Origin of the sequence: Alkalimonas amylolytica (genome assembly GCF_900107845.1) — a bacterium.
In the GTDB taxonomy this organism is placed as follows: domain Bacteria; phylum Pseudomonadota; class Gammaproteobacteria; order Enterobacterales; family Alteromonadaceae; genus Alkalimonas; species Alkalimonas amylolytica.
In genome coordinates this window covers 302,494-323,701 of the sequence record NZ_FNRM01000006.1, presented here as the reverse complement: position 1 = coordinate 323,701, position 21,208 = coordinate 302,494, and the positions used below count along the sequence as shown (strand labels likewise).

At 53.1% G+C, this 21,208-nt stretch carries 19 protein-coding genes; 12 read left to right on the top strand and 7 right to left on the bottom strand.

Annotated elements, in window-relative coordinates:
- Nucleotides 1–7 precede the first annotated feature (7 nt).
- Complete coding sequence (locus BLW37_RS13535) at nucleotides 8–1,519, bottom strand: hypothetical protein (RefSeq protein WP_091343707.1); 1,512 nt, start codon at nucleotides 1,517–1,519, stop codon at nucleotides 8–10.
- Nucleotides 1,520–1,728: 209 nt separating this feature from the next.
- Here BLW37_RS13535 and BLW37_RS13530 point away from each other — a divergent pair, with 209 nt between their 5' ends.
- A complete protein-coding gene (locus BLW37_RS13530) occupies nucleotides 1,729–2,064 on the top strand; it encodes an HPF/RaiA family ribosome-associated protein (RefSeq protein ID WP_139243721.1) in 336 nt (111 codons plus the stop codon).
- A gap of 52 nt (nucleotides 2,065–2,116) precedes the next feature.
- Here the strand turns inward: BLW37_RS13530 and BLW37_RS13525 are convergent, their stop codons facing one another.
- The 4 genes from BLW37_RS13525 to BLW37_RS13510 form a co-directional block, all read right to left on the bottom strand.
- Nucleotides 2,117–3,769, bottom strand: a complete 1,653-nt coding sequence (locus BLW37_RS13525; RefSeq protein WP_091343705.1) for an amidohydrolase — start codon at nucleotides 3,767–3,769, stop codon at nucleotides 2,117–2,119.
- Nucleotides 3,770–3,858: 89 nt separating this feature from the next.
- A complete protein-coding gene (locus BLW37_RS13520; RefSeq protein ID WP_245785739.1) occupies nucleotides 3,859–5,055 on the bottom strand; it encodes a hypothetical protein in 1,197 nt (398 codons plus the stop codon).
- Nucleotides 5,056–5,067: 12 nt separating this feature from the next.
- Nucleotides 5,068–5,751 carry a hypothetical protein gene (locus tag BLW37_RS13515; RefSeq protein ID WP_091343703.1) on the bottom strand — a complete coding sequence of 228 codons (684 nt, stop codon included), beginning with the start codon at nucleotides 5,749–5,751 and terminating at the stop codon, nucleotides 5,068–5,070.
- Nucleotides 5,752–5,847: 96 nt separating this feature from the next.
- Nucleotides 5,848–7,224: a class II fumarate hydratase gene (locus tag BLW37_RS13510; RefSeq protein WP_091343701.1), complete on the bottom strand. Its 1,377-nt coding sequence runs from the start codon at nucleotides 7,222–7,224 to the stop codon at nucleotides 5,848–5,850.
- Nucleotides 7,225–7,494: 270 nt separating this feature from the next.
- Between BLW37_RS13510 and BLW37_RS13505 the strand changes: the two genes are divergently transcribed.
- Together BLW37_RS13505 and BLW37_RS13500 are read left to right on the top strand one after the other, a co-directional pair.
- Nucleotides 7,495–8,829 (top strand): peptidoglycan DD-metalloendopeptidase family protein, encoded by a 1,335-nt coding sequence (locus tag BLW37_RS13505; RefSeq protein ID WP_091343699.1) that lies wholly within the window; start codon nucleotides 7,495–7,497, stop codon nucleotides 8,827–8,829.
- A 21-nt stretch (nucleotides 8,830–8,850) separates the two neighbouring features.
- Nucleotides 8,851–9,276: a YqaA family protein gene (locus tag BLW37_RS13500; RefSeq protein ID WP_091343776.1), complete on the top strand. Its 426-nt coding sequence runs from the start codon at nucleotides 8,851–8,853 to the stop codon at nucleotides 9,274–9,276.
- Between the two features lie 45 nt (nucleotides 9,277–9,321).
- Here BLW37_RS13500 and BLW37_RS13495 read toward each other — a convergent pair whose 3' ends face one another.
- Nucleotides 9,322–10,821 (bottom strand): S10 family peptidase, encoded by a 1,500-nt coding sequence (locus BLW37_RS13495; RefSeq protein ID WP_091343697.1) that lies wholly within the window; start codon nucleotides 10,819–10,821, stop codon nucleotides 9,322–9,324.
- Between the two features lie 239 nt (nucleotides 10,822–11,060).
- Here BLW37_RS13495 and bfr (BLW37_RS13490) point away from each other — a divergent pair, with 239 nt between their 5' ends.
- From bfr (BLW37_RS13490) to BLW37_RS13475, 4 genes are all read left to right on the top strand, one after another.
- Nucleotides 11,061–11,534 carry a bacterioferritin gene (gene bfr, locus BLW37_RS13490; protein ID WP_091343696.1) on the top strand — a complete coding sequence of 158 codons (474 nt, stop codon included), beginning with the start codon at nucleotides 11,061–11,063 and terminating at the stop codon, nucleotides 11,532–11,534.
- Nucleotides 11,534–12,001, top strand: a complete 468-nt coding sequence (gene bfr / locus BLW37_RS13485; protein WP_091343694.1) for a bacterioferritin — start codon at nucleotides 11,534–11,536, stop codon at nucleotides 11,999–12,001. Before bfr (BLW37_RS13490) ends, bfr (BLW37_RS13485) begins: the two co-directional genes overlap by 1 nt.
- Nucleotides 12,002–12,208: 207 nt before the next feature.
- The gene (locus tag BLW37_RS13480; RefSeq protein ID WP_091343692.1) at nucleotides 12,209–13,096 is read left to right on the top strand and encodes a ZIP family metal transporter; all 888 of its coding nucleotides are present in this window, start codon (nucleotides 12,209–12,211) and stop codon (nucleotides 13,094–13,096) included.
- An 81-nt stretch (nucleotides 13,097–13,177) separates the two neighbouring features.
- A complete protein-coding gene (locus BLW37_RS13475; RefSeq protein WP_091343690.1) occupies nucleotides 13,178–13,921 on the top strand; it encodes a ZIP family metal transporter in 744 nt (247 codons plus the stop codon).
- A 36-nt stretch (nucleotides 13,922–13,957) separates the two neighbouring features.
- Here the strand turns inward: BLW37_RS13475 and BLW37_RS13470 are convergent, their stop codons facing one another.
- Nucleotides 13,958–15,025: a linear amide C-N hydrolase gene (locus BLW37_RS13470; protein WP_091343688.1), complete on the bottom strand. Its 1,068-nt coding sequence runs from the start codon at nucleotides 15,023–15,025 to the stop codon at nucleotides 13,958–13,960.
- Nucleotides 15,026–15,186: 161 nt separating this feature from the next.
- Here BLW37_RS13470 and BLW37_RS13465 point away from each other — a divergent pair, with 161 nt between their 5' ends.
- The 5 genes from BLW37_RS13465 to BLW37_RS13445 all read left to right on the top strand — a co-directional run bounded on the left by BLW37_RS13465 (nucleotide 15,187) and on the right by BLW37_RS13445 (nucleotide 21,124).
- Complete coding sequence (locus BLW37_RS13465; protein ID WP_091343686.1) at nucleotides 15,187–17,301, top strand: TonB-dependent receptor; 2,115 nt, start codon at nucleotides 15,187–15,189, stop codon at nucleotides 17,299–17,301.
- Between the two features lie 24 nt (nucleotides 17,302–17,325).
- The gene (locus BLW37_RS13460) at nucleotides 17,326–18,762 is read left to right on the top strand and encodes a PepSY domain-containing protein (protein ID WP_091343683.1); all 1,437 of its coding nucleotides are present in this window, start codon (nucleotides 17,326–17,328) and stop codon (nucleotides 18,760–18,762) included.
- Between the two features lie 48 nt (nucleotides 18,763–18,810).
- On the top strand, nucleotides 18,811–19,062 hold the full coding sequence (locus BLW37_RS13455) for a prevent-host-death protein (RefSeq protein WP_091343682.1): 252 nt from the start codon (nucleotides 18,811–18,813) through the stop codon (nucleotides 19,060–19,062).
- Nucleotides 19,063–19,262: 200 nt separating this feature from the next.
- Nucleotides 19,263–20,564, top strand: coding sequence for a sensor histidine kinase (locus BLW37_RS13450; protein ID WP_091343680.1), 1,302 nt, complete (start codon nucleotides 19,263–19,265; stop codon nucleotides 20,562–20,564).
- On the top strand, nucleotides 20,561–21,124 hold the full coding sequence (locus BLW37_RS13445; protein ID WP_091343678.1) for a response regulator transcription factor: 564 nt from the start codon (nucleotides 20,561–20,563) through the stop codon (nucleotides 21,122–21,124). Before BLW37_RS13450 ends, BLW37_RS13445 begins: the two co-directional genes overlap by 4 nt.
- Nucleotides 21,125–21,208 lie beyond the last annotated feature (84 nt).

Here is a 21,208-nt window from a genome sequence, read left to right as displayed (position 1 = left end):
TTAATTGTTAGATCTTCTCCAGTTGGGCCAGAGGATGGTTAATGAAGTGATCAATGAAAGTTTTTGTTAATGCTTTATTGCCCGATACTCTAATTTTAGCTAGAACATCTCTAAAATCTTTATATACAATTTGATATTTTATTGTATTGCTCTGAGCTTTGCGCAGTTTATCAATCGCTTCATCTGAAAACACTCCTGAAGTCCAAAACTCAAAAGTCATTTTTCTATCTTTCCAATCAGGGTGTGTAAGAGCAAATGCACGGAAAATAGGAACTTGTTCTGTAAGCCAATAATTTATTTCTTCTGCTGTTACCTGATTGTTAAAGCTATATCCCTTTCCCTCGATAAATATTAGCTCCTTCTGGTTTGTGCATATTACATCTGCTTCTTTCACTCCATTCATCGTTTTGCAGAGGCGATTTAACTCTACGGACTGAGCAAACTCAGACCTCATGGCTTCAGCAATAATATACTCGAATAATGCACCTCTTAATCTGCTGGCTGCGCCTTCAATTTTTCCTAATGAATCAAATAGCATATCAATTTTTGCAGGATTTAAGGCTTGTATTGCAACCCTTGAAAGTAGATCGGTTAACTCCCTTAAGTTTCTTGCGGTTTCATTATCAAATATTGCTGCTGTAGTGGCCGGAGAGATGCCAAGGGATTTTAACTTTCTAAAAGCTGGCTCACTAAACGAGTGTGCTAAAAAGAAACAGAGCTGCTTCCCAACATTTTTTAAACTCCTAAGTGCATTGAGCTTCTGTAAAAATGGCTGTATTCCAAGTTCGCTAACTTCATGGTTTAGCAAAATATCACATACAACAAACCCTGGTTTAGGAGTGGAGCCATCGCGACCGAAGCTTATTAGTGGACTGAGATACGATGGACCTGCTAAATCCCATGCGGTAGTGCTGACAGTAGGGTTGTTTTCTAAAGTGCGAATTGCCACTTGGTTATATGAAACGAACCCAAGCTTACGCATCCAGCTTTTGACCCCCCGAAGCATAAGTTCTTCCACAAAGATCCTTGCTTTCATTACCGGGATTAGTGTTTCTATATGATTAGTATGAAGCCCTAAATATACACAGGTGCCTATACCTTCCACATGAATTTCTTTAATCAGGTTAGCATTTTTCAGTGTATTGAGTATGGCATCTACAGATAAGTGTTTCTTTTGTTTTATCGGTGCACCGCAAGCAATTTCAAAATGCTTTTTAGGCATAACACCATCTCGCTCCCTAAGTGCGGTAATTGCAAAGCCATAGGCAGAATTAGTTGCTAAAAGTGCTGATTCAAGTCTTGCCCAGTAGAGGCCACTACCAGCCTGCTCTTTTAAAAATAGAAACTTTGCCCGTCTCGGGAAGGAAAGCCCTAAGCGAAAGATACCATTTCCTGTTCTAGAAACTCGTTGCCTAGCCGCTTCTGGCGACAACTTGAATGCTTTAACCAAGTATTCTGTTATCTCTGAACTTAGAGTGGGTCCATGTTGCTTAAGATATTCATGAACTAAATTAACCATTGTCACACTGCGCTATATATACAAGATAAAATAACAATAGCATCAAAAAGAAGGCTAAGCAGAGAGCCCTTTAAATCTGGGGTCTTGAGAAGGACTTTTTCCGTGTAAATCTAGAGTCTGTCACAGTCCTCAAAATTTAGTATTTTTTGAGTATTCTAAAATGGTGCAAAAACGGTATGAGTTAACTTTACTCACACCGCAGGTCTGCTGTGCAACAGCTACATAATAGCGGGGATACTTTAAAAAGCAAGCTGGAGCGCTTTTCTGACCACATTACCCGGATTGAAGTGCACCTAAGCGATGAAAACAGCAGTGCGAAACAAGATGGCAATGACAAGCGTTGCCTGTTGGAAGCCCGGTTGCAGGGCATGGAACCGATGGCGGTGACAGAGCATGCCGCAGTGGTTGGGCAGGCAGTAAGCGGTGCGGCCGACAAGCTGCAACGTAAGTTAAGTTCGGTGCTAGGTAAGCTGCGGGACAAACAAAGCCGTTCGGTCAGCCCTGATTTCTCTGAGCCAGAGGCGGCAGAGCCAGAGCAGGGCTAAACGCCAGTAAGGCCTTTATATACTGCAACGGCGCCATTGGCGCCGTTGTTGGTTATTCGCGGTGAAACACTTTGTTGCTAGCCAGCCAGGTTTGCAGTACCTCCAACTGCCAGAGCTGCTCGGGCGGTATGGCAAAAGGATCTTGCTCCAGCACAATAAAGTCCGCCCACATACCGGGAGCCAGCGAGCCTAAGCGCTCGTCCTGAAAGGCACCGTAAGCGGCATCGCGGGTAAAGCTGCGCAGGGCTTCGGTTAAAGTAAGCCGCTGCTCGGGCAGCCAGCCACCGACCGGCTGGTTTTGCTGATCTTGCCGGGTCACTGATGCATGCAAGCCATGAAATGGATTCGCCAGCTCGACCGGAAAATCGGAACCACCCACAATAGGGCTGCTCTGATCGACAAAAGTGCGCCAGGCATAAGCACCGCGTAGCCGCGCAACTCCCAGTCGATCACCAGCCATATTCATATCCGAGGTGGCATGCACCGCCTGCATCGAAGGCAACACATGCAAGGCTTTAAAACGCGGAATATCCTGTGGCGAGACGATTTGTGCATGCTCCATGCGATGACGGCCCAGAGCTAGCTGCTCGTTGCTGGCTAATTGTTCAAAGCGATCCAGCACCATGCGATTGGCCCGGTCACCGATGGCATGCACATTGGCCTGGAAGCCTGCCTGTATGGTGGCTTGCATTTGGGCAGTGAGCCTATCCGGCTCGGTCACCAGCAGGCCACGATGCTCGGGCTGATCGCTGTAATCGGCTAACAAGGCAGCGCCGCGACTGCCCAAGGCGCCGTCACCGTAGAGTTTTACTGCCCGGATCAGCAGTAAATCCAGCTCATCGTCAATAATGCCCTGATCCAGCCAGTCCTGCAGATCGGAATTACGGGCCGAGAGCATGGCATAAATACGCAGCGGTAAGGCGTTTTCTGCGCGCAGCCGTTGGTACAAACGCGCCAGGCTGCTATCAATGCCGGCATCGTGCACACTGGTAATACCCAGCGATAACAGCTCGGCAAAAGCAGCTTCCAGCGCTTGAAGCACTTCAGCTTCATTCGGCTCCGGCAATACGGCACCGATGTACTGGCGGGCATTGTTCAGCAATACACCGGTCGGGTTGCCTTGTTCATCGCGCAGAATGCGGCCACCGGGCGGGTCCAGCGTATCCTTGGTGATGCCAGCCAGCTCCAGCGCTTTGCTGTTGGCCCAGCCAGCATGGCCATCAATCCGGCTCAGCCAGACTGGCCGGTCTGACACGGCTTCATCCAGCAAAGCGGTACTCGGGAATTCGTTGTTGTCCCACAGCACCTGATTCCAGCCGCGGCCAAGGATCCATTGCTGCTCTGGATGCTGAGCGGCAAATGCAGCCACCCGCTCCACGGCTTCTTGCTCGCTCTGGGTGCCGCGAAGTTCTACCTGCATCAGGTTTTGGCCCAGCCCCAAAATATGGCCGTGGCCGTCAATCAGGCCTGGCAGAATGGCTTTGCCCTGGCCATCCTGCCAGACGGCATCCGGGAAATCTTGTTTGATGGCATCACCCCGGGCCAGGACTTTGCCGCTGTCGGTATCAATCAGCAGTTGCTGAAACTGCACCAACTGGCCATCGGCCGCAAAGCCATAACCCTTAATATTGGTCCAGCCCAGTTGCTGGGCGAGGGCGCTGCTGCTAAGCAACAGTGCCGTAGTAAGTGCTAGTATGGATCGCATGGTCTGTTCCTGAAATTATTGTTATGTTTTCATTCTTTTTATACGTTGTATCCGACAGGGCTAAGCCGTCGGATTTACTATAACAGCTGTTATTTGTCGCTGTCAGCCTCTGCGGTCTGAGGATGGCTGGCTGCGGCCAGTCGGATCATCTGCTTGATTTGCTGCACAATGGCGGCCGTTGTTTCGGGTTCAAAAGCGGCGATGCGTGGTGTATGAATATGACCAACCGGCAGCCTGGGGGCATAGCGATCGCGCAGCAGGATGCTGCGATAAGAAATCTCATTCGACAAATAGCCACCACCTCCGCCTTGCACCGCAGTTTGATCTGCCAGCTCAGTCAATGACTGCGCTGCAAACTCACCGCGCTCCAGCGTGGTCACACTGCGATTGTCGTTGATTTGAAAGCGTCCCTCTGCCTGCATCATGGCCTGATAGGGCAGGCTGTAGGCCACAAACTCCGGGCCAGCTAAAGGCGTGCCATCCAGCTGTGGCAACACAGGGTTGCTGGCACTGCCACCGGTATAAACATTCAGATTGTCCGGTGCCTCGGCGCTGCGTCGACGGCCGGGGAAGTGCTCCAGATCAAAATGCTGCCGTCCCATGCTGACCGTCAGCAGTAGATCAATACTCTGCTCTTGAAGCAAGGGGATTAGCAGTTGTTCGATCATGCCCTGATCAAAATCGGCAAAGCGTACCGGGATCATGGCGGTTTGCACTTCGATTTGCCGGCCATCCTGTTGGAATACCCAGCCATCCAACATTAGGGCGGTGACGCCGGATGGGTTGGACTGGTTCAGGTTGCGGTCCAGTAAGAAAGGGTCGAAGCCGGTCAGCAAAATACGCACATCGCTGTCTTTTGCAAACCGGATGGTCAGCTGGCCACGACTGCTTAATTCCAATGCCTCCAACAGCAAGGGCAAATGGACGCAGGGTGGGTGTTGCTGACACCATTGGCGTAGGGTCTGCGTCATCATCAGCCGGGCCCAGTACAGGGCTCGGTCATCGTAGTTGGGGTTGGTTCTGGCTTGATAGGTCGCCTGTTGCCACAGTTGCTCGCCATGCAAGCGCAAGCGGGGTGCCAGCTCCCGGCTATGTTCGGTGTGCTGCAGTTCCAGTCGCAGGTTATTGACCAGGGGTTCAAAACGGCTTAGCACCTGCGGCATCATCAGCCAGGCTGCGTCCAGCCGTTGCTCCTCTACCGTTGAATTGGTAATTGCTGGCTCCGAAAACTGGGCGCTGCTTAACAACAAAGCAGAGGAGAAAACGGTTGCGATCAAACTGGGCATAACGGACCCCACTTAAGGGTTGGGTTGGCTCAGGAGCTGGTGTAGTGGCTCAGCCAAATGCTGTAGGTGTGTGCCAAGTATATGGCAAACCGCCAGGCGGTTCAAAGCCGCTGCATGCCAGCTGCCTTCTGCCCAATCGGTTGAGCCAGCCAGGTAGTTGACAGCAGAGGGCTCATCTTCCAGCAATATATCGGCTCTTCCTTGTTGTAACAAGCCAAAAGCTTGCTCGAGACTGGCCACCTCCAGCCGTCTTCCGGCAAAGTGCGTTTGTTCCGCCATCTTAAACCCACGGATATGCACCACGATAAGGCTGGGGTTGCTTTGCCAGTTTTCCAGGGGTGTGGTGGATAGTGCGTATGCTTTTAGGGTGAAATCTCCCAGCGGCACTGGGATCATCAGAATATCCGGGTATTCATCTTGAAGGGTACAGAGACGAAAGAGGTCTGCATCGAGCTCCTGTGAGCGGACTAAGCGTAAGCGCCGCTCGGATGGTAGGTGAAAGAAAACCGGTTGATACCCCAGTTGCTGGTAAGCTTGCTGCAAACGTTGTTCTATCAGAGTGCTCAGCTCGGATGGGCTTTGGGTGCTGCCGATACTGAGTTCAGGCAAGCTGTCAGCAAAGGCGTTGCTGACACAGAGCAAACCGCCCAGCGTGAAGCATCTTATCCAAGCATGACCACTTAGTGATAAACGCATCGAAACCCTGTGCTGTGAAGAAGTCCTTTTCAGTATAGGTTGCGATTGCGCTGTCGCCCAATGTGAACTGGCTCTGTTTTTTGTTGTTTTAACCGATCAAGCCAGGCCGCCCTGGCACAACCTGGCTGGATCCAGCAGAGCTTTCAGTTCTTTTTCAGTCAAATCCGTTTCTTCCCGCGCGACTTCTATTACAGGCCGCTGCTGCTGATAGGCTTTCTTAGCGATTTCGGCGGCTTTCATGTAGCCAATCACCGGGTTTAATGCCGTCACCAGCATAGGGTTACGATGCAGTGCCTGCTGAATATGCGCTTCATTGACGGTAAAGCCGGCAATGGCCTGATCGGCCAGCGCCTGACAGCCATTGGCCAGCAACTCAATGCTTTGCAGCAGGTTGTAGGCAATCACCGGCAGCATCACATTGAGTTCAAAATTGCCGGATTGACCTGCCACTGTGATGGTGCTGTCGTTGCCAATCACCTGCGCACAAAGCATGGCAACAGCTTCCGGCACCACCGGGTTAACCTTGCCGGGCATAATGGACGAGCCGGGTTGCAGGGCCGGCAGCTCAATTTCCGCCAGGCCAGCTAAAGGGCCTGAGTTCATCCAGCGCAAGTCATTGCTGATTTTCAGCAAGGAGACCGCCAGTGTTTTTAGCTGGCCTGACAGGCTAACGCTGAGATCCTGACTGCTGATGCCAAAGAAGAAATCATTGGCTGGGCTGAACGGGTAGCCGAGCTCACTGCTGAGCTGTTGACAAAAACTGCTGGCAAAGGCCGGGTGCGCATTAATGCCGGTACCAACGGCCGTGCCGCCTTGCGGCAACTGGCGCAGACTGTGCAGCAAGTGTTGCAGTTGATCGCGGTTATGCAACAACTGGCTTTGCCAACCAGAAAGCACCTGGCCAAAGGTCACCGGCATCGCATCCATTAAATGAGTACGACCGGTTTTTACCATGTGGCCGATGTGCTGTTCTTTTTGCTGCAGGCTGGTCAGCAGGTGTTGCAGCTTTGGCAGCAGTTGCTGCTCCAGTGCCAGCAAGGCACTCAGTTGAATAGCCGTTGGGATCACATCATTACTGCTTTGCCCCAGATTAACATCATCGTTCGGACTGACCGGTTCACCCAGCTGTTGGCTGGCGAGGCTAGCCAGCACCTCATTCACATTCATATTGCTGCTGGTGCCAGAGCCGGTTTGAAACACATCAACCGGGTACTGCGCTAAGTCGGTTTGCTGCAGTTGGGATTTAGCGGCTGTGATAATGGCATCCGCTTTGGTCGTAGGCAATAACCCCAGTTGCTGATTGGCCCCGGCGGCGGCGGCCTTAATGTGCAGCAAGGCCTGAAGAAAGCGCACCGGCAGGGTTAACCCACTTAGTTGAAAGTTTTGCACAGCACGTTGAGTTTGTGCCTGATAGAGCGCATCGGCCGGCACTTCCAGTTCGCCCATGCTATCGCGTTCGGTACGTGTGGTCATTTCAGAGCTCCATTTATTGGCTGTGGTAACTGAGACTTTGGGGCGTTTTGTAACATATCTGCCAGCCCCATTGCTGTTTTTAACAGCAGTGTAGCGGTATTCGCAACCACCTGCCGGGAAGACAGGTGGTTTTTTTATTTGGTGGGAACCATTTTTCCAATTGCCTATCGAAGCGGAGTTGGTTATTTTTGTGATACTATCCTAGAATCGCTGTGACAAGGGTTATCCTTGTCTGTTGTCTGACTGAATAAAACGATAAAAGCGCTACCGATGCCACAACCTTTGCTCACGCTTACAACCAGGCTACCGAACACGCACCGGCGCATCCTGCTGTCTTTGCTGGTGCTCAGTCTGATGATTCTATTTTGGCCCACCAGCTCTAAGCCGGAAAAGCCGTTGTTAACCTTGATGCCGGTGTTGCTAAGTGCCAGCTGGACGCAACTAGAGCCAGAGCATGGTTGGCAGCAGCAGATGCAACAGTGGCAACTGGCGCTGTTTCCTGAGCCAGAGCCAGAGGTCGATGAGTCCCTCACCCACTATGCTATCCAATCCGGCGATAGCTTAAGCCGCATCTTCTCCCGTCATGGTTTTAGCCAGCAACAGCTGCATCAGATTATGGCGGCCGATCAGTCTTTGTTGGCGCTGGATGTATTACGCCCAGGCCACACTCTGACCTTCCAGCGGGATGAACAAAACGAGTTGCTGTCGATGGAGCTTTTTATCCATGCGGGCAATCGGGTGTTGTTTCAGCGGGAAGCCGATGGTGAATTCAGCTATCAGGAACTGTTGGACGAAGGCGAATGGTACAGTCAAACCCTGGTCGGTGAAATTTACGGCAGCTTTTATTTATCGGCGCAGCGAGCCGGGTTAAATGATGCCGAGATTGCCACCGTCAGCCAGTTGTTTCGTGACAGGGTAAACTTTTCCCGAGATATCCAGGCTGGCGCCCGCTTTCAGGTGATCCGCAGCGACAATTATGTCGGTGAAGAAGCCACCGGCCAAAGTCGGATTGAAGGCATTCGTCTTTTTAACCGTCGCCAGCAGCTAACGGCTTTTCTGCATGACAATGGCCAGTACTACGATGCCGAAGGCAATAGCCTGCAGCGCGCCTTTATGCGCGTTCCGCTGCAACGCGAGTTTCGTATTAGCTCGGCGTTTAATCCACGTCGGTTGCATCCAGTAACTCGGCGGGTATCCCCCCACAACGGCACCGACTTCGCTACCCCTACCGGCACGCCGGTATTGGCCGCTGCCGATGGCGTAGTCATCCGGGTAGAAAATCACCCCTTTGCCGGCCGTTACATTGAAATTCAGCACCATGGCCAGTACAAAACCCGCTATCTGCATTTAGATCGGACGCTGGTGCGCAATGGTCAGCGGGTGGAACGCGGCCAACGCATTGCACTTTCCGGTGCCACCGGTCGGGTCACGGGGCCGCATTTGCACTACGAGCTGCATGTAAACAACAGGCCAGTCAACCCGATGACCGCCAATATTCCACTGGCACAACCGATCCCGGATGAAGGTCGTGATGCCTTTTTTGAAAAAGTCGCTTTTATGATCCAGCAAATGGACGAAGAAACCCTGCTGGCGCAAAAGCAATAGGTTGGCTGAGCTTCTTTAATGCTGGCTTATCTGACACTGTTTGTCAGCGCCTTCACTGCAGCGACCTTGCTGCCGGGCTCCTCTGAAGTCTTACTACTGGCCCTGCAGCAGCAGGGCTATCTGCCTATCTTGCTTTGGTTCTTTGCCACCACGGGCAATACACTGGGTTCTTGTGTGAATTGGTACCTCGGTAAAGAGGTCAATCGTTTTCAGCACAAGCGTTGGTTCCCTTTTACACCTGCCCAAATGACCGCTGCCAGCCTGCGCTTTCAGCGCTATGGCAGTTGGAGCTTACTGCTAAGCTGGCTGCCGGTGGTTGGCGACCCACTGACGCTGATAGCCGGTGTGTTGCGGGTGCGCTTTTCGTTATTTTTGCTGTTGGTGGCTCTTGGTAAAGGGCTGCGTTATGCGGTGTTGCTTGGACTTGGCATGGCCATCTTCCAATGAATAAAAAAGCAGGCCGTAGCCTGCTTGGTCCAAATCAGCGGCATGCTAGTACCTGGCAGCCTGGCCTTCAGCTGGCAGGGCGGCACGAATAAAGTTGCGCAAGTCGTCGTTGGACTTTTTCAAATCCTCGTAGCGCAGATACATCATATGGCCGCTGCGGTAGCCGGCAAAGTGCAGACGGTCGCGCATTTTGCTGCTGGGGTCCAGCTGCCACATGCTGTACTTGGCATCAAAGTAGTTGGTGGCACCATCGTAGTAGCCGGCCTGAAACAGCACTTGTAGATAAGGGTTTTGGGCCATGGCCTGGCGCAGGTTATCGCCGGTGTTGTCGTTGTTGCGATCCCAGGGATGCACCGGGCCGAACATGTTGTATTTGATGTCGGTGACATAATTCAGATCGTTTCGAATGTAGTGGTTGATGGCCGGGGTAAAGGAGTGCAACCAGGAGGTCAGCTCCGCCCAGTAATCCGGGCGTTCGCCCACGTCCTTTTTATCAATGCCTAAATAACGTGAATCCAGCCGGCCTAGGGTTTTACCCTGATCGCGCAGTAAGTCTTTCCAGAAAAAGGCGGTATCAATATCCAGGTTGCTGCCCAGTACTGATTGCAGTGACAAGCCGGAGTAACGGGCAACCTGCTCCGCAATACGTTGCTTTTCTGCATCCTCAATAAAAGCACCTTTGGCCAGCGCCGGCAGGTACTGATTCAGGGTAAAGGCTTCCACTTCCGGCAATAACTCATACAGATCGCGCTGCTGCAGATCTGCTGGCAGCACACCATGGTACCAGGCCGTGGCGGCAAAGTAAGGCAGGCGGTTGGCGGCTTTCACCGGACCATTGCGGTCGATGCCCATATCGGTTGGAGAAACCAGGATCACCCCGTTCAAATACATCCACTGGCGGTTTTGTAATTCCAGTGCCAGGCCAGCGACCCGGGTGGTACCATAGCTTTCGCCAATCAGAAATTTCGGCGATGTCCAGCGGTTGTGGCGGGTAACAAAGGTGTTGATCCATTCGGCCAGATAGCTAACATCTGCATTCACGCCAAAGAACATCTCGCGCTGTTTCTCGCGGGATAACAGCTCGCCCTGGCTGTTCGGCACTACCCGGGAATAGCCGGTATTGACCGGATTGACAAAAACAATATCTGCCACATCCAGCACCGAGTAGGGGTTGGTTTTCACGCCATAAGGCTGTACCGGATAGCCTTCGGCATCAATATTTAGCACCTTTGGGCCGGTGTAGGCCACATGCATCCAGACCGAGGCGGAGCCCGGACCGCCATTGAACGAAATCATCAAAGGCCGTTTGCCGACATCGGACACATCGGTGCGGCGGTAATAGGTATAAAACAAGGTGGCTACTGGCTCGCCCTGTTCGTCCCAGACCGGCTGAGTACCGGTCAGAGCGCTGTACTGCACGCGTTGGCCGTTAATACGGGTTTGGTGTTTGGTTTCCACCGCCTGATCAATCTCAATCTGGCGGGTCGTGGCATAACTGAAGCTGCTGCTGAGCAGCAGACAGACAAGTAAAAGAGGTCGAAGCATAATTTTTATTCAAATTGGCATGGGTTTCTGCATTTAAGCGGAAAAAAGCGGTTAGCGCCAGCGACCTGCGGTTAATAACGGCTGGTAGCGATAAAGCTCAATGCTCAAACTCTGCCATATGTAAAAGCAGCATAAAGGCGAATCATTATCAATATTATCTTATTGATGGCAAAGCATTTTTTGTATTTCTGCCGATTTTGGACTATGCTTAGTACCCGTTTTAATGTTCGGAGTTTGCTATGCAAGGCCATCCACAGGTGCTGGCGCAACTGAATCAGTTGCTTACCACCGAACTGACCTCGATAAATCAGTACTTTTTGCATGCCCGCATGTACAAAAACTGGGGCTTAAAAGGCCTGAACGATGCCTGTTATAAAAAATCCATTCTGGATATGAAGCAATCCGATAAGCTGATTGAGCGTATTCTGTTTTTGGAAGGGCTGCCGAACCTGCAGGCACTGGGCAAACTGAATATTGGTGAAGCTACCGAAGAAATGCTGCAATGCGATATGGATTTTCAGTTGCAACAAGTGCCGCAACTCAAGCAAGCCATTGCGCTGTGTGAGCAGCATCAGGACTATGTCAGCCGCGACCTGTTGACCGAGATGCTGGAAGATGAAGAAGAGTACATCGATTGGCTGGAAACTCAGCAGCACCAAATCAGCAGCATGGGGCTGGCCAACTACCTGCAGTTGCAGACGGGAGGTGATTAATGCAGGGCAAGCAAGTCATTATTGACGCACTCAATACTATACTGGCCAATGAGCTCAGTGCGATGGATCAGTACTTTATCCATTCGCGCATGTACCAGGACTGGGGCCTGGAGAAGCTGTACCAGCGCATCGATCATGAGTTTGATGATGAAAAAGGCCATGCCGCCGCTTTGATCGAGCGTATCTTGTTTTTGGAAGGCGTGCCGGATCTGAGCAAACGCGATGGCATCAAGGTAGGCAAAGATGTACCCGAAATGCTGCAAAACGATCTGGATGTGGAATACCGGGTGGATGCTTTGCTCAAAGACACCATGGCGCTGTGCGAGAAAGAGCAGGATTACGTGACCCGCAACATCTTGCAGCAGCTACTCGAGGATACCGAAAACGATCATGCTTACTGGCTGGAGCAACAGCTGCGCCTAATCAAGCTGCTGGGGTTGCCCAACTATCTTCAATCGCAGAGTTAAACGCATAGGCCCCTGCCAAGCAGGGGCTATAAGTATTGCCGTTGACGACAAACTCACAATAAACACCTCGAATAATTAAAAAATAAATTCCTAATCATTTTAAACGAATAATACCATCGATTTATATTGAGAATAATTCTCATTTAATGGTTGATCACTGCTGGTAGTCAGTGCCTATAATGGATATATAGATTACCGGAGATCCACATGAATACAGCCAGCCTGAGTAAATTCAGCAAACTAACCCCACGTAAACTGTTGGGCTGGGGTATTTTGCTGCTTGGGGCTGGTTATGGCTTGCAGCAGCTGGCTTTGTTAATGCAGCAGCAGGACCATGTTCGTTATGCGTTCTATGCCGGGATGGTGGCAGCTATGGCAACTGCCTTAGGCGCTCTTCCTGCCTTGTTCTCTCGCCGTCTTTCCAACCGTTTGCATGCTGCTATGTTGGGTTTTGGAGGCGGGGTGATGCTGGCTGCCAGTATTTTTTCGCTGATCGTACCGGCTCTTGCCCTGTTTGAAACCAGCGCTCAAAGCTGGCAAGGCCCACTGCAGGTGGCTGCGGCTATTTTGTTGGGGGCATTGCTGATGCTGGCGCTTGAGCGTAGCGTGCCGCATGAACACTTTATTAAAGGCGCAGAAGGTCATCAGGCGCTGGCATTAAAGCGCAGCTGGCTTTTTGTCATTGCCATTATTCTGCACAATATCCCGGAAGGGTTGGCGATTGGTGTTGCTTATGCCAGTGGCGATGCGGTAGGGGCTTCGGCTCTGACAACCGGTATCTCCTTGCAGAATGTGCCGGAAGGCTTTGTGGTGGCCATGGCATTACTTGCCGTAGGCTACAGCCGGCTGGTGGCCTTGAGCGTAGGGATGTTATCAGGTCTGGTGGAGCCCATCATGGCGGTGATCGGTGCCATCGTGATGACCAACCCGATGCTGCTGCCCTGGGGTCTGGCGATGGCGGCAGGTGCCATGTTGTTTGTGATAAGCCATGAGATGATCCCGGAGTCGCACCGGCAGGGCCATGAAATGGCAGCCACCAATGGCCTTATGCTTGGCTTTGTGCTGATGCTGGTATTGGATACAGCGCTTGGGTAAGACAAAAAGCACGATTTAAAACACAGCAAGGTTAAAGTGCGCTAGACTAATTGTGATATTATCACATTTGAAGGGGTTCTTATGCTGTGGCAGTTGATGTTGGCCGCATCCTTGGTGGTGCTGGTCGCTGTGCTCGGTGGTGTATTGTTGCTGCTGGCACGACCCTGGCTGACCTGGCTACAGCCTTTGTTGTTGTGTCTGGCCATTGGTGTCTTGCTGGGTAGTGCTTTTTTGCATCTGATCCCGGAGGCGCTTGAAATATCATCGTCACCTCATTCAGTGATGCTGGCAGTATTGCTGGGTTTTTTGCTGTTTCATGGTCTGGAGCAGGGGCTGCATTGGCATCATCATGAGCTGCCCACGCAGGGGGAAAAGCTGCCAACCTACGCCCGGATGAATCTCATCGGGGATGGCCTGCACAATGCGGTGGATGGCATCTTGATCGGTGCAAGTTTTCTGGTCGACCCGGCGCTGGGTTGGGCCACCACCCTGGCTGTAGTCTGGCATGAGCTGCCGAAGGAACTGTCGGATGTGGCCATCTTGCTGCATGGCGGTGCCAGCTTTAAGCGTGCCATAGCATTAAATGCACTGTGCAGTGTGCCGGTGTTTGCCGGTGCTTTGCTGCTCTATCTGGCTGGCCAGTGGCTGGTGTTGCCACTAGCGGCGCTCTTAGCCATTACCGCCGGTGGCTTCTTATACATTGCCCTGATCGATCTTTATCCACTGCTTAAGGGGGTGTGGCAACAACGCATGTTGTCGCAGCACCTGGCCCTCTTTACCGGCCTTGGCCTGATGCTGGGCTTTGTATTGCTGGAAGGGCATTAAAGCCGGCTGAGTCTTGTACCGCCAGCTTCGGACCGCTTAGAAGGTCAAGCCATGAAACCGAAAGGGCTCGGCGGTACTGAATTTGGCCGAGGTCTCGCCGGCATAGACCTGACGCTGATCAGCCCGCAGCACTTTGACCTCGGCTTGCTCACTAAAATCCAGTTTGGTTAAATCGACCCAGAAGGTATTGGGTGTTAATGCCGTTTCAAAGAAATAGCGCAAATGCTTGTGATCGGCCACCACCCGCCACTGGGTGGTGGATAAATTCGGGTAGCCTTCAATCTGATAGCCATAGGGCACAGAGGTATTGCGGATCACACTGAAAACACCGGCGGTGGCTATGGTCGGATCGCTGGTTTGCGGAATACTGTGGATGTAATAATGTGCCCGCACAAAACGATCGGCTGCTTTCACCGTACCCGGTAAAAATTGATTGCCAGGAATGCTGTCCCAGTATTTTTGAATCGCCAGCTGCTGCTCATAGGGTGGATCATTGGTCATCACTACATAGGACGGGTCATGATGCACCACCAGCTTGCCGTTGATGTACTCAAAAATGGCACTGTCGCCGCTGGCATCTGATACCGACAGATGCACTGTGGTCAATTTGTCAGTGCCTGGGATCACATCGGTGACCACCACAAAGTCTTCTCTGCTCAAAGCTTCGACAGTTTCTGCTACGCTGGCAAAGTTATCCAGCACATACTGCGCCCACAGCGAAATGGCCAGGCCCGGTTTATCCCCTTGCGGGCTGAAAGCCGGGTATTCGGACTCCACCAGCCACAGCATATTGGCGACCAGACCTTTCTCATTCATGCCATCCGAGGTGGCGATGTCCCAGGAGCTGACTGCCAGACTGCCATACTTCGCAGTCCATGCCAGGCTGTTAGCGCCGACCTCACCATGCCGCTGCATACCCCGTGGGAACACCCAAAGATTGGCTGGGATCGGCATGGAAAAATCCATGCTACGGCCGGTAAGAATGGTTTGTTCTGGGCCTTTGTACATCACCCGGGTGCAGGCCTCGGCCAGTTCTGTGGTGGCAAATAAAGTAAGCGTACCAGCTGCCAGCAGGCAACTTAATTTTTTCAGGGCAAAGCGCATCTGTACATCTCCGTTGTCAATGGAACTGCTGTCAGGTCAAATCGCATAATGCAAGTTTAGCAGCGTATGCATCTTTCACACAGCAAGCTGCGACATTATGCCGCATCCCTTCCTGCGGCAAGCTTTGTTAGATTAGATGAAATAAAATCATCGGCTTATTCATGGTTTCTAATATTCTGGCCCTTAGTTTACTCCCGCTCAGCCTTGCTGCAGGCCAGAACCTTATGGTGCGGCATGAGTCCTCGCTTGAGGTTCTGGTAGTCACCAGCAGCCGGCAGGCACAGGCATTGGTCAACCTGGCCGAATCCGTGGCTGTGCTCAGCGAAGAAAGCATTCAAAACGTCAATCCGGGTCATCCGGCCGAGCTGTTAAACCGGATCTCTGGGGTGCATGTCAATGATCTGGGTGGGGAAGGCCATATGACGGCCATTCGACAGCCCATCACCACCGGCGGGGTTTACCTCTTTTTAGAAGATGGTCTGCCAACCCGGCCGACCGGCTTTTTTAATCACAATGGGCTGTATGAAATTGACATGCCGAGCGCAGGCCGGGTAGAAGTAACCAAGGGGCCGGGTTCGGCGCTCTATGGTAGCGATGCCATTGGCGGTATTTTTAATATCCTCACCTCAGAGCCGACCGATGAACTCAGTGGCCGGCTGCAGGCCGAGCTTGGCAGTGATGGTTGGCAACGTGGCCTGGGGGCATTCAGCGGTGCTCTGAACGCCCAGCACCGGGCCCGGCTGCAACTGAATCGTACCCAAAGCGATGGCTTTCGCGAAGAAGCCGATTATCAGCGTTTATCCAGCAGCTTGCGCTTAGACAGTGACTTAACACCGCAGCTGCAGCTTAAAACCCTGGCCAGTTTTGGCCGCATTGACCAAAGCGGCACTTCGGGCTTAAACCTGGCTGATTTTACCAACAATCCTCGAAAAAACCGTTTTCATGGCGAGATGGGCGCACGTGATGTGCAGGCGTTTCGATTATCGACGGAACTGCGTTATCAGCTGTCCGATCGCAGCGAATGGATGCTGACACCGTTTTACCGCAACAATCGCTCGGATCTGATGCCCAGCTGGATGCTGACCTTTGATCCTGTGCTTCAGTCCACCCGCTTTTCCTCCTATGGGCTGCTCACACAGTTCTCACAACAGGCTTCAGCGGATTTAAATTGGACAGCCGGAGTGGACCTGGATGTCACCCCTGCTACTTTCCGTGAGCAGCAAATCAGTGTGTTACTGCAAGACGGTATTTTTATCGACTACCAGCAGACGGGTCGCAGCAATTACCATTTTGAGGCCGATCAAACCAGCATCTCGCCCTATGCGCAGTTGCAATGGTTTGCCTCAGAGCAATGGATCCTGAGCCTGGGCGCCCGGTACGACTGGTTTGAAGTCGATTACACCGATCAGCTGGATCCGTCGGTGCCGCAGCAAGTAGGGCGTACTAGCTGGCTTCGACCCGAGTCGCAGCGCATTCGCTACCAGCAACTTAGCCCCAAGTTCGGCGTCGTTTACAAGCTGGCTTCGAATCAGCAGCTGTATGCCAATCGTCGCCATGCCTTTCGGGTGCCTTCGGTCGGGCAGGTGTTTCGCCCTGGCTCCAGTCAGGATACCACCGAGCTGAAACCGGTCACCGCCATCAACCATGAATTAGGCTGGCGGGTGCAGCTGGATGGGCTGCGGCTTGATGCCAGTGTCTACGATTTGCAGATTAAAGACGATGTGGTCAATTACATTGATGGCAACACCCGCAAGGTCATCAATGCCGGCCAAACCTCGCATCGGGGGCTGGAGCTGATGGCCAGCTGGCAACTCAGCGACGCCTGGCAGTGGAACCTGAGTGGCACCTTTACCCGGCAAAAGTACCGTGATTTTCAGTATTTATTCAGCTGCTTTCCACCGGCCTGTGTGCCTGCTATCAACGAAACCCGCAACTTTGCTGGCTTTGAGGTAGGCAAAGCGCCGCGTCAGCTTTGGCAAAGCAGCCTGAGTTACCAACCGCACAGCATTGAGGGGCTATGGCTGGAGCTGGAATGGCAGCAGGTTGGCCGTTACTACACCGATGAGACCAACACCAATACCTACCCGGGGCATGATCTGTTCAACCTGCGGGCGCGCTATCAGCTGAGTAAACACTGGCAACTGGCGATTCGGCTGATGAACCTGACCGATAAGACCTATTCCAGCCTCACCAGCAATCAGGTGGGCTCAAGCGATATTGATTATCGGCCCGGCATGCCGCGCAGTGTTTTTGTCTCGGCGACCTGGCAATTTTAAGGTGCAGAGTATGAGGATGCAGCCATGACCACATCAAACGCAATTCGCACCAGCCAGTTGGTGCGCTGGCACCGCAGGCTGCTCTGGTTGGGTGGCATCACTTTGCTGCTGTTTGCGCTGACCGGCGTGACGCACCCCATCATGAGTTGGACCGGGCCACAGGCCGTCACCATGCGGCCGCCGATGCTTAGCTTAAGCGAAGCCGAGCTGAACCAGGCGATGCAGCGGTTGCAGCAAGCCAATCTGCCCGCTCAGTCGCTGGTGAAGCTGGTGCCCTACCAGCAGCAGGTGCTGTTGCAGCTAACCTCGGACCTGCAAAGCCCGCGCCACTACCTGAGCCTGAGCGATGAAGCCAGCGCCATCAGCGATCAGCAGATGGCGATCTGGTTGGCCACTCACTACAGCGGTTTGGATGAAACCCAGGTGCGCCGCAGCCGTTTGCAAACCGAGTTTGACAGCGCCTACCCGTCGGTCAATCGCTTATTACCGGTGTGGCAGGTCGATTTTGACCCCGGGCTCAGTCTGTATGTGCACACCGAAACCCTGAGTCTGGCGGGCATCACCAACAGCTATAAAACCAACTTGCAGGCGCTGTTTCGCCAGTTTCACAGCTGGCAGTGGCTCGATGGGGTGCCACTTATAAAAGCCCTGCTGATGACGCTGTTGCTGGGCAGTGCTTTGCTGTTGGTATTGACCGGCGGCTGGCTGTTGTTGCGACTGCCGTTTCAGGCGAAGCGTCGCGGCCTGCGCCGTTGGCATTATTTGCTGTCCTGGGGATTATGGCTGCCGGTGACCTTGTATTTGCTGACAGGTATCTATCACTTTGCTTATAAGTATGTACAGCCGGATACGCTGGGCTTAACCGCCAGCAACGCCCAGCCATTGCCAGAGCACTGGCAACTGCCGGCAAACGTGTTGCCTAGGGGTGCTGTACTGAATAGCGCCAGTCTGGTACAGGGGCCCGCTTCGCACTGGTACTGGCGCTTGTCACTGCACAATGCCGGGCAGCAGGCCGACCGGCACAGCCGCTTTGCCGGTCAGGCATCTGAGCATGGGGCGCTCTTCATCCCTCTGCTGCCGGATGCGCCAGTGCTGGATGATGCTTCGTATGCGCAGCTGTTGGCGGAGCGCTTTATTGGGCTAACACCCGAAGCGCTATCCGGACAACAGTTGGTGCAGCGTTTTGGGCCGGATTACGATTTTCGCAATAAGCGCCTGCCGGTCTGGCAGCTCGATTACGCCAAGGGTCGGATTTTTGTCGACAGTGCCAGTGGTCAACTGGTGGAGCAACAAAGCCGCAGCAGCCGCTATGAGCGTTACAGCTTTTCCTTTGTGCACAAATGGGGCATTTTGCAGCCCTGGCTGGGGCGCGATGGCCGCGATGCAGTGGTGGTGGCCATGATGGCACTGGTCTTGCTGCTGGCTGGCATGGGCTTTGCGATGCGGCTTGCTCGGCGCTGACTCTGATCATAGGCTATATATAATTTATAGGCTATGGCTGGACAGGTAATGCGAATTGAAACTATCAGCTACATCAAACAACATGCTGCCAAGCTGGAACTAGAAGAGCCGATTGTGGTGACACAAGGCGGTAAAGCGGTGTTTCGGATAGAGTCTGAAGTCAGCGCCCGCTTGCGGGATGAAGGCATTGCCTTGCTCAAGTTGATGCACCTGGCTGAGCGCGATATATGTGATGGCCACACACTAACTCTGGATGAAAGGCTGCAGCAGTTACGTCAAGTACCAGTCAGTGGAAAGTGATTTTAAGTCCGTTCTATCTTACTGTCGAAGATACTCCTCATTACAGCAATCTTCATTGCGACTGCGACACTATGTCGCATGGTGCTTTTGGGGGGCAGCCGTTATTCTTAGTGCAGACTTTTCCACTGCTGTGCGATAGTCTGTAATGACATTTTGCAACGGCTGCCTGGCAGCCGTCTTTTTTGTGGAACCTGTGTGTCATGCTCTCCCTGACTGTTCTTGAACCGCAGCACCAATTGCGTCAGTTAGCCCGCTTTCGTTGGGGGGTGATTGGCTTTATCGCACTGGCGATGTTGGCCGCCTTGCTGTTGCATTACCCGGTCAGCTCCCGGCCTTTGCTGTTGCTTTTGCTGGGCCTTTTTGCCGCCTCCAATTTGTTATTGCCGTTACTGCCCCATGCCAACCGTTACAGCATGCGGCTATATGCGCTCTACGCCGTGGGCGACATTGTATTGCTGTGCTGCATGCTGCTGTTAACCGGCGGGGTCAGCAATGGTCTGGTCGCGCTGTTGCTGTTGCCGGTGGCGATGGCTTCGGTGTTGTTGCCGGGCCGCTTGTGTTATCTGGTGGCCCTGATTGCAGTGCTGGCGTACACCTTGCTGCTGCAATTGGGTGATCTCAATGCGCTGTCAGCTGCCGGTCCCTGGTTGGAGTTGCAGCCGGAAAACGCGGCCATCCTGGCGCATGCGCATCATGGCGCTGGGCATGGCAGCTTTGATCAGCATCTGCTGCAAATGTGGTGGGCTTTTGCGCTTTCTGCAGCACTGATCAGCTGGTTTATCAGTGCTCAGGCCCGGCAAATTCGTAAGCAAGCCAGGGTGCTCAACCAGTTGCAGCAACAGCAGCTGCAACAGGAGCAAATGCTGGCACTGGCCACTTTTGCCGCCAATACCGCCCATGATTTAGCCACGCCGATTCAAACCATGGCACTGATTGCCGATGAGCTTCAGGTCGACGCAGCTCAAAGTGACCAGTTGAAGGATTTGCAACAACAATTGCAGCGTTGTCAGCATCTGGTGCAGCAGCTGCGCCAGGATGCCGGCAGTTTACGTCAGCCGCAGCAAGCCGAGCCGGTATTAACACTGACGGAGCAAACGGTGCAGCGTTGGCTGGCCAGCCGGCCTGATATTGAAGTCGACTGCCAGTTTGACCGTAAGGCTACTGATTTTTTACTGGCCGAGCCGCAAAGCTTAGCGGCGGCGCTGCTGAATATTCTGGATAATGCCGCCGATGCCAGCCTCGCGCGGCAACAGTCAAAGCTCTCAATTGCCTGCCAGCTCAGCGCGCAAGGCTGCAGCATTCGCATTCGCGACTATGGCGAGGGATTTTCCGAGCAGCGCTTGCAGGAGCTGGGGCATTTGCCACAGCTGAGTAGTCAGGGCCTTGGCATCGGTCAGTTTCTGGCCAATGCCAGCATTGAGCGATTAGGCGGTAAGGTTGTCCGCAGTAATCTGGCCGATGGCGCGCTCACCTGCATTGAGCTGCCAAGGAGGCATGTATGAATGAGCCGGAACACATTAAGCTGGTCTTGGTCGATGACGATGCGGTGCTGCTGCGCACCCTGGCACGCCGCTTTGAGCAAACCGGTGCCAGCGTGGTGACTTTTGCCGAGCCCTGTACCAGCGACCAGCTGATTGCCGAGCAGGCCGATGCCTACCTGCTGGATTTACGTTTTGCCGGCCAGTCTGGCTTGAGTTTTATTGAGCCACTGCGTACAGCCCTTCCCAACTGCCGGATTGTGCTGTTAACCGGCTATGGCAGTATCGCCAATGCAGTGCAGGCAGTGAAATTAGGTGCCGACGACTATCTGACCAAACCGGTCGATTTTCAGCAGTTGCTGCAGGTACTTTGTGGCCGGGACTTACCTGCTGAGCCTGGCCCGCCGGCAGCTGAGCAACCAGGCATAGGCCCAACGCCCAGTTTGCTCAGCCCGGAACAACTGGAATGGGAGCATATCCAGCGGGTGCTGGCAAAGCAGGATGGCAATATCTCACAAACCGCCCGGGTGCTGGGTATGCATCGCCGCACCTTGCAGCGCAAGTTGCTGAAACGTCGCCCTTAACTACGGCCTTGGTGCTGTTCATCTTGTTTTAATCTGTTCGCTGTGTTGTGTTCATCCCTTAGTCGGTTTTCCCTTCATGCCGGA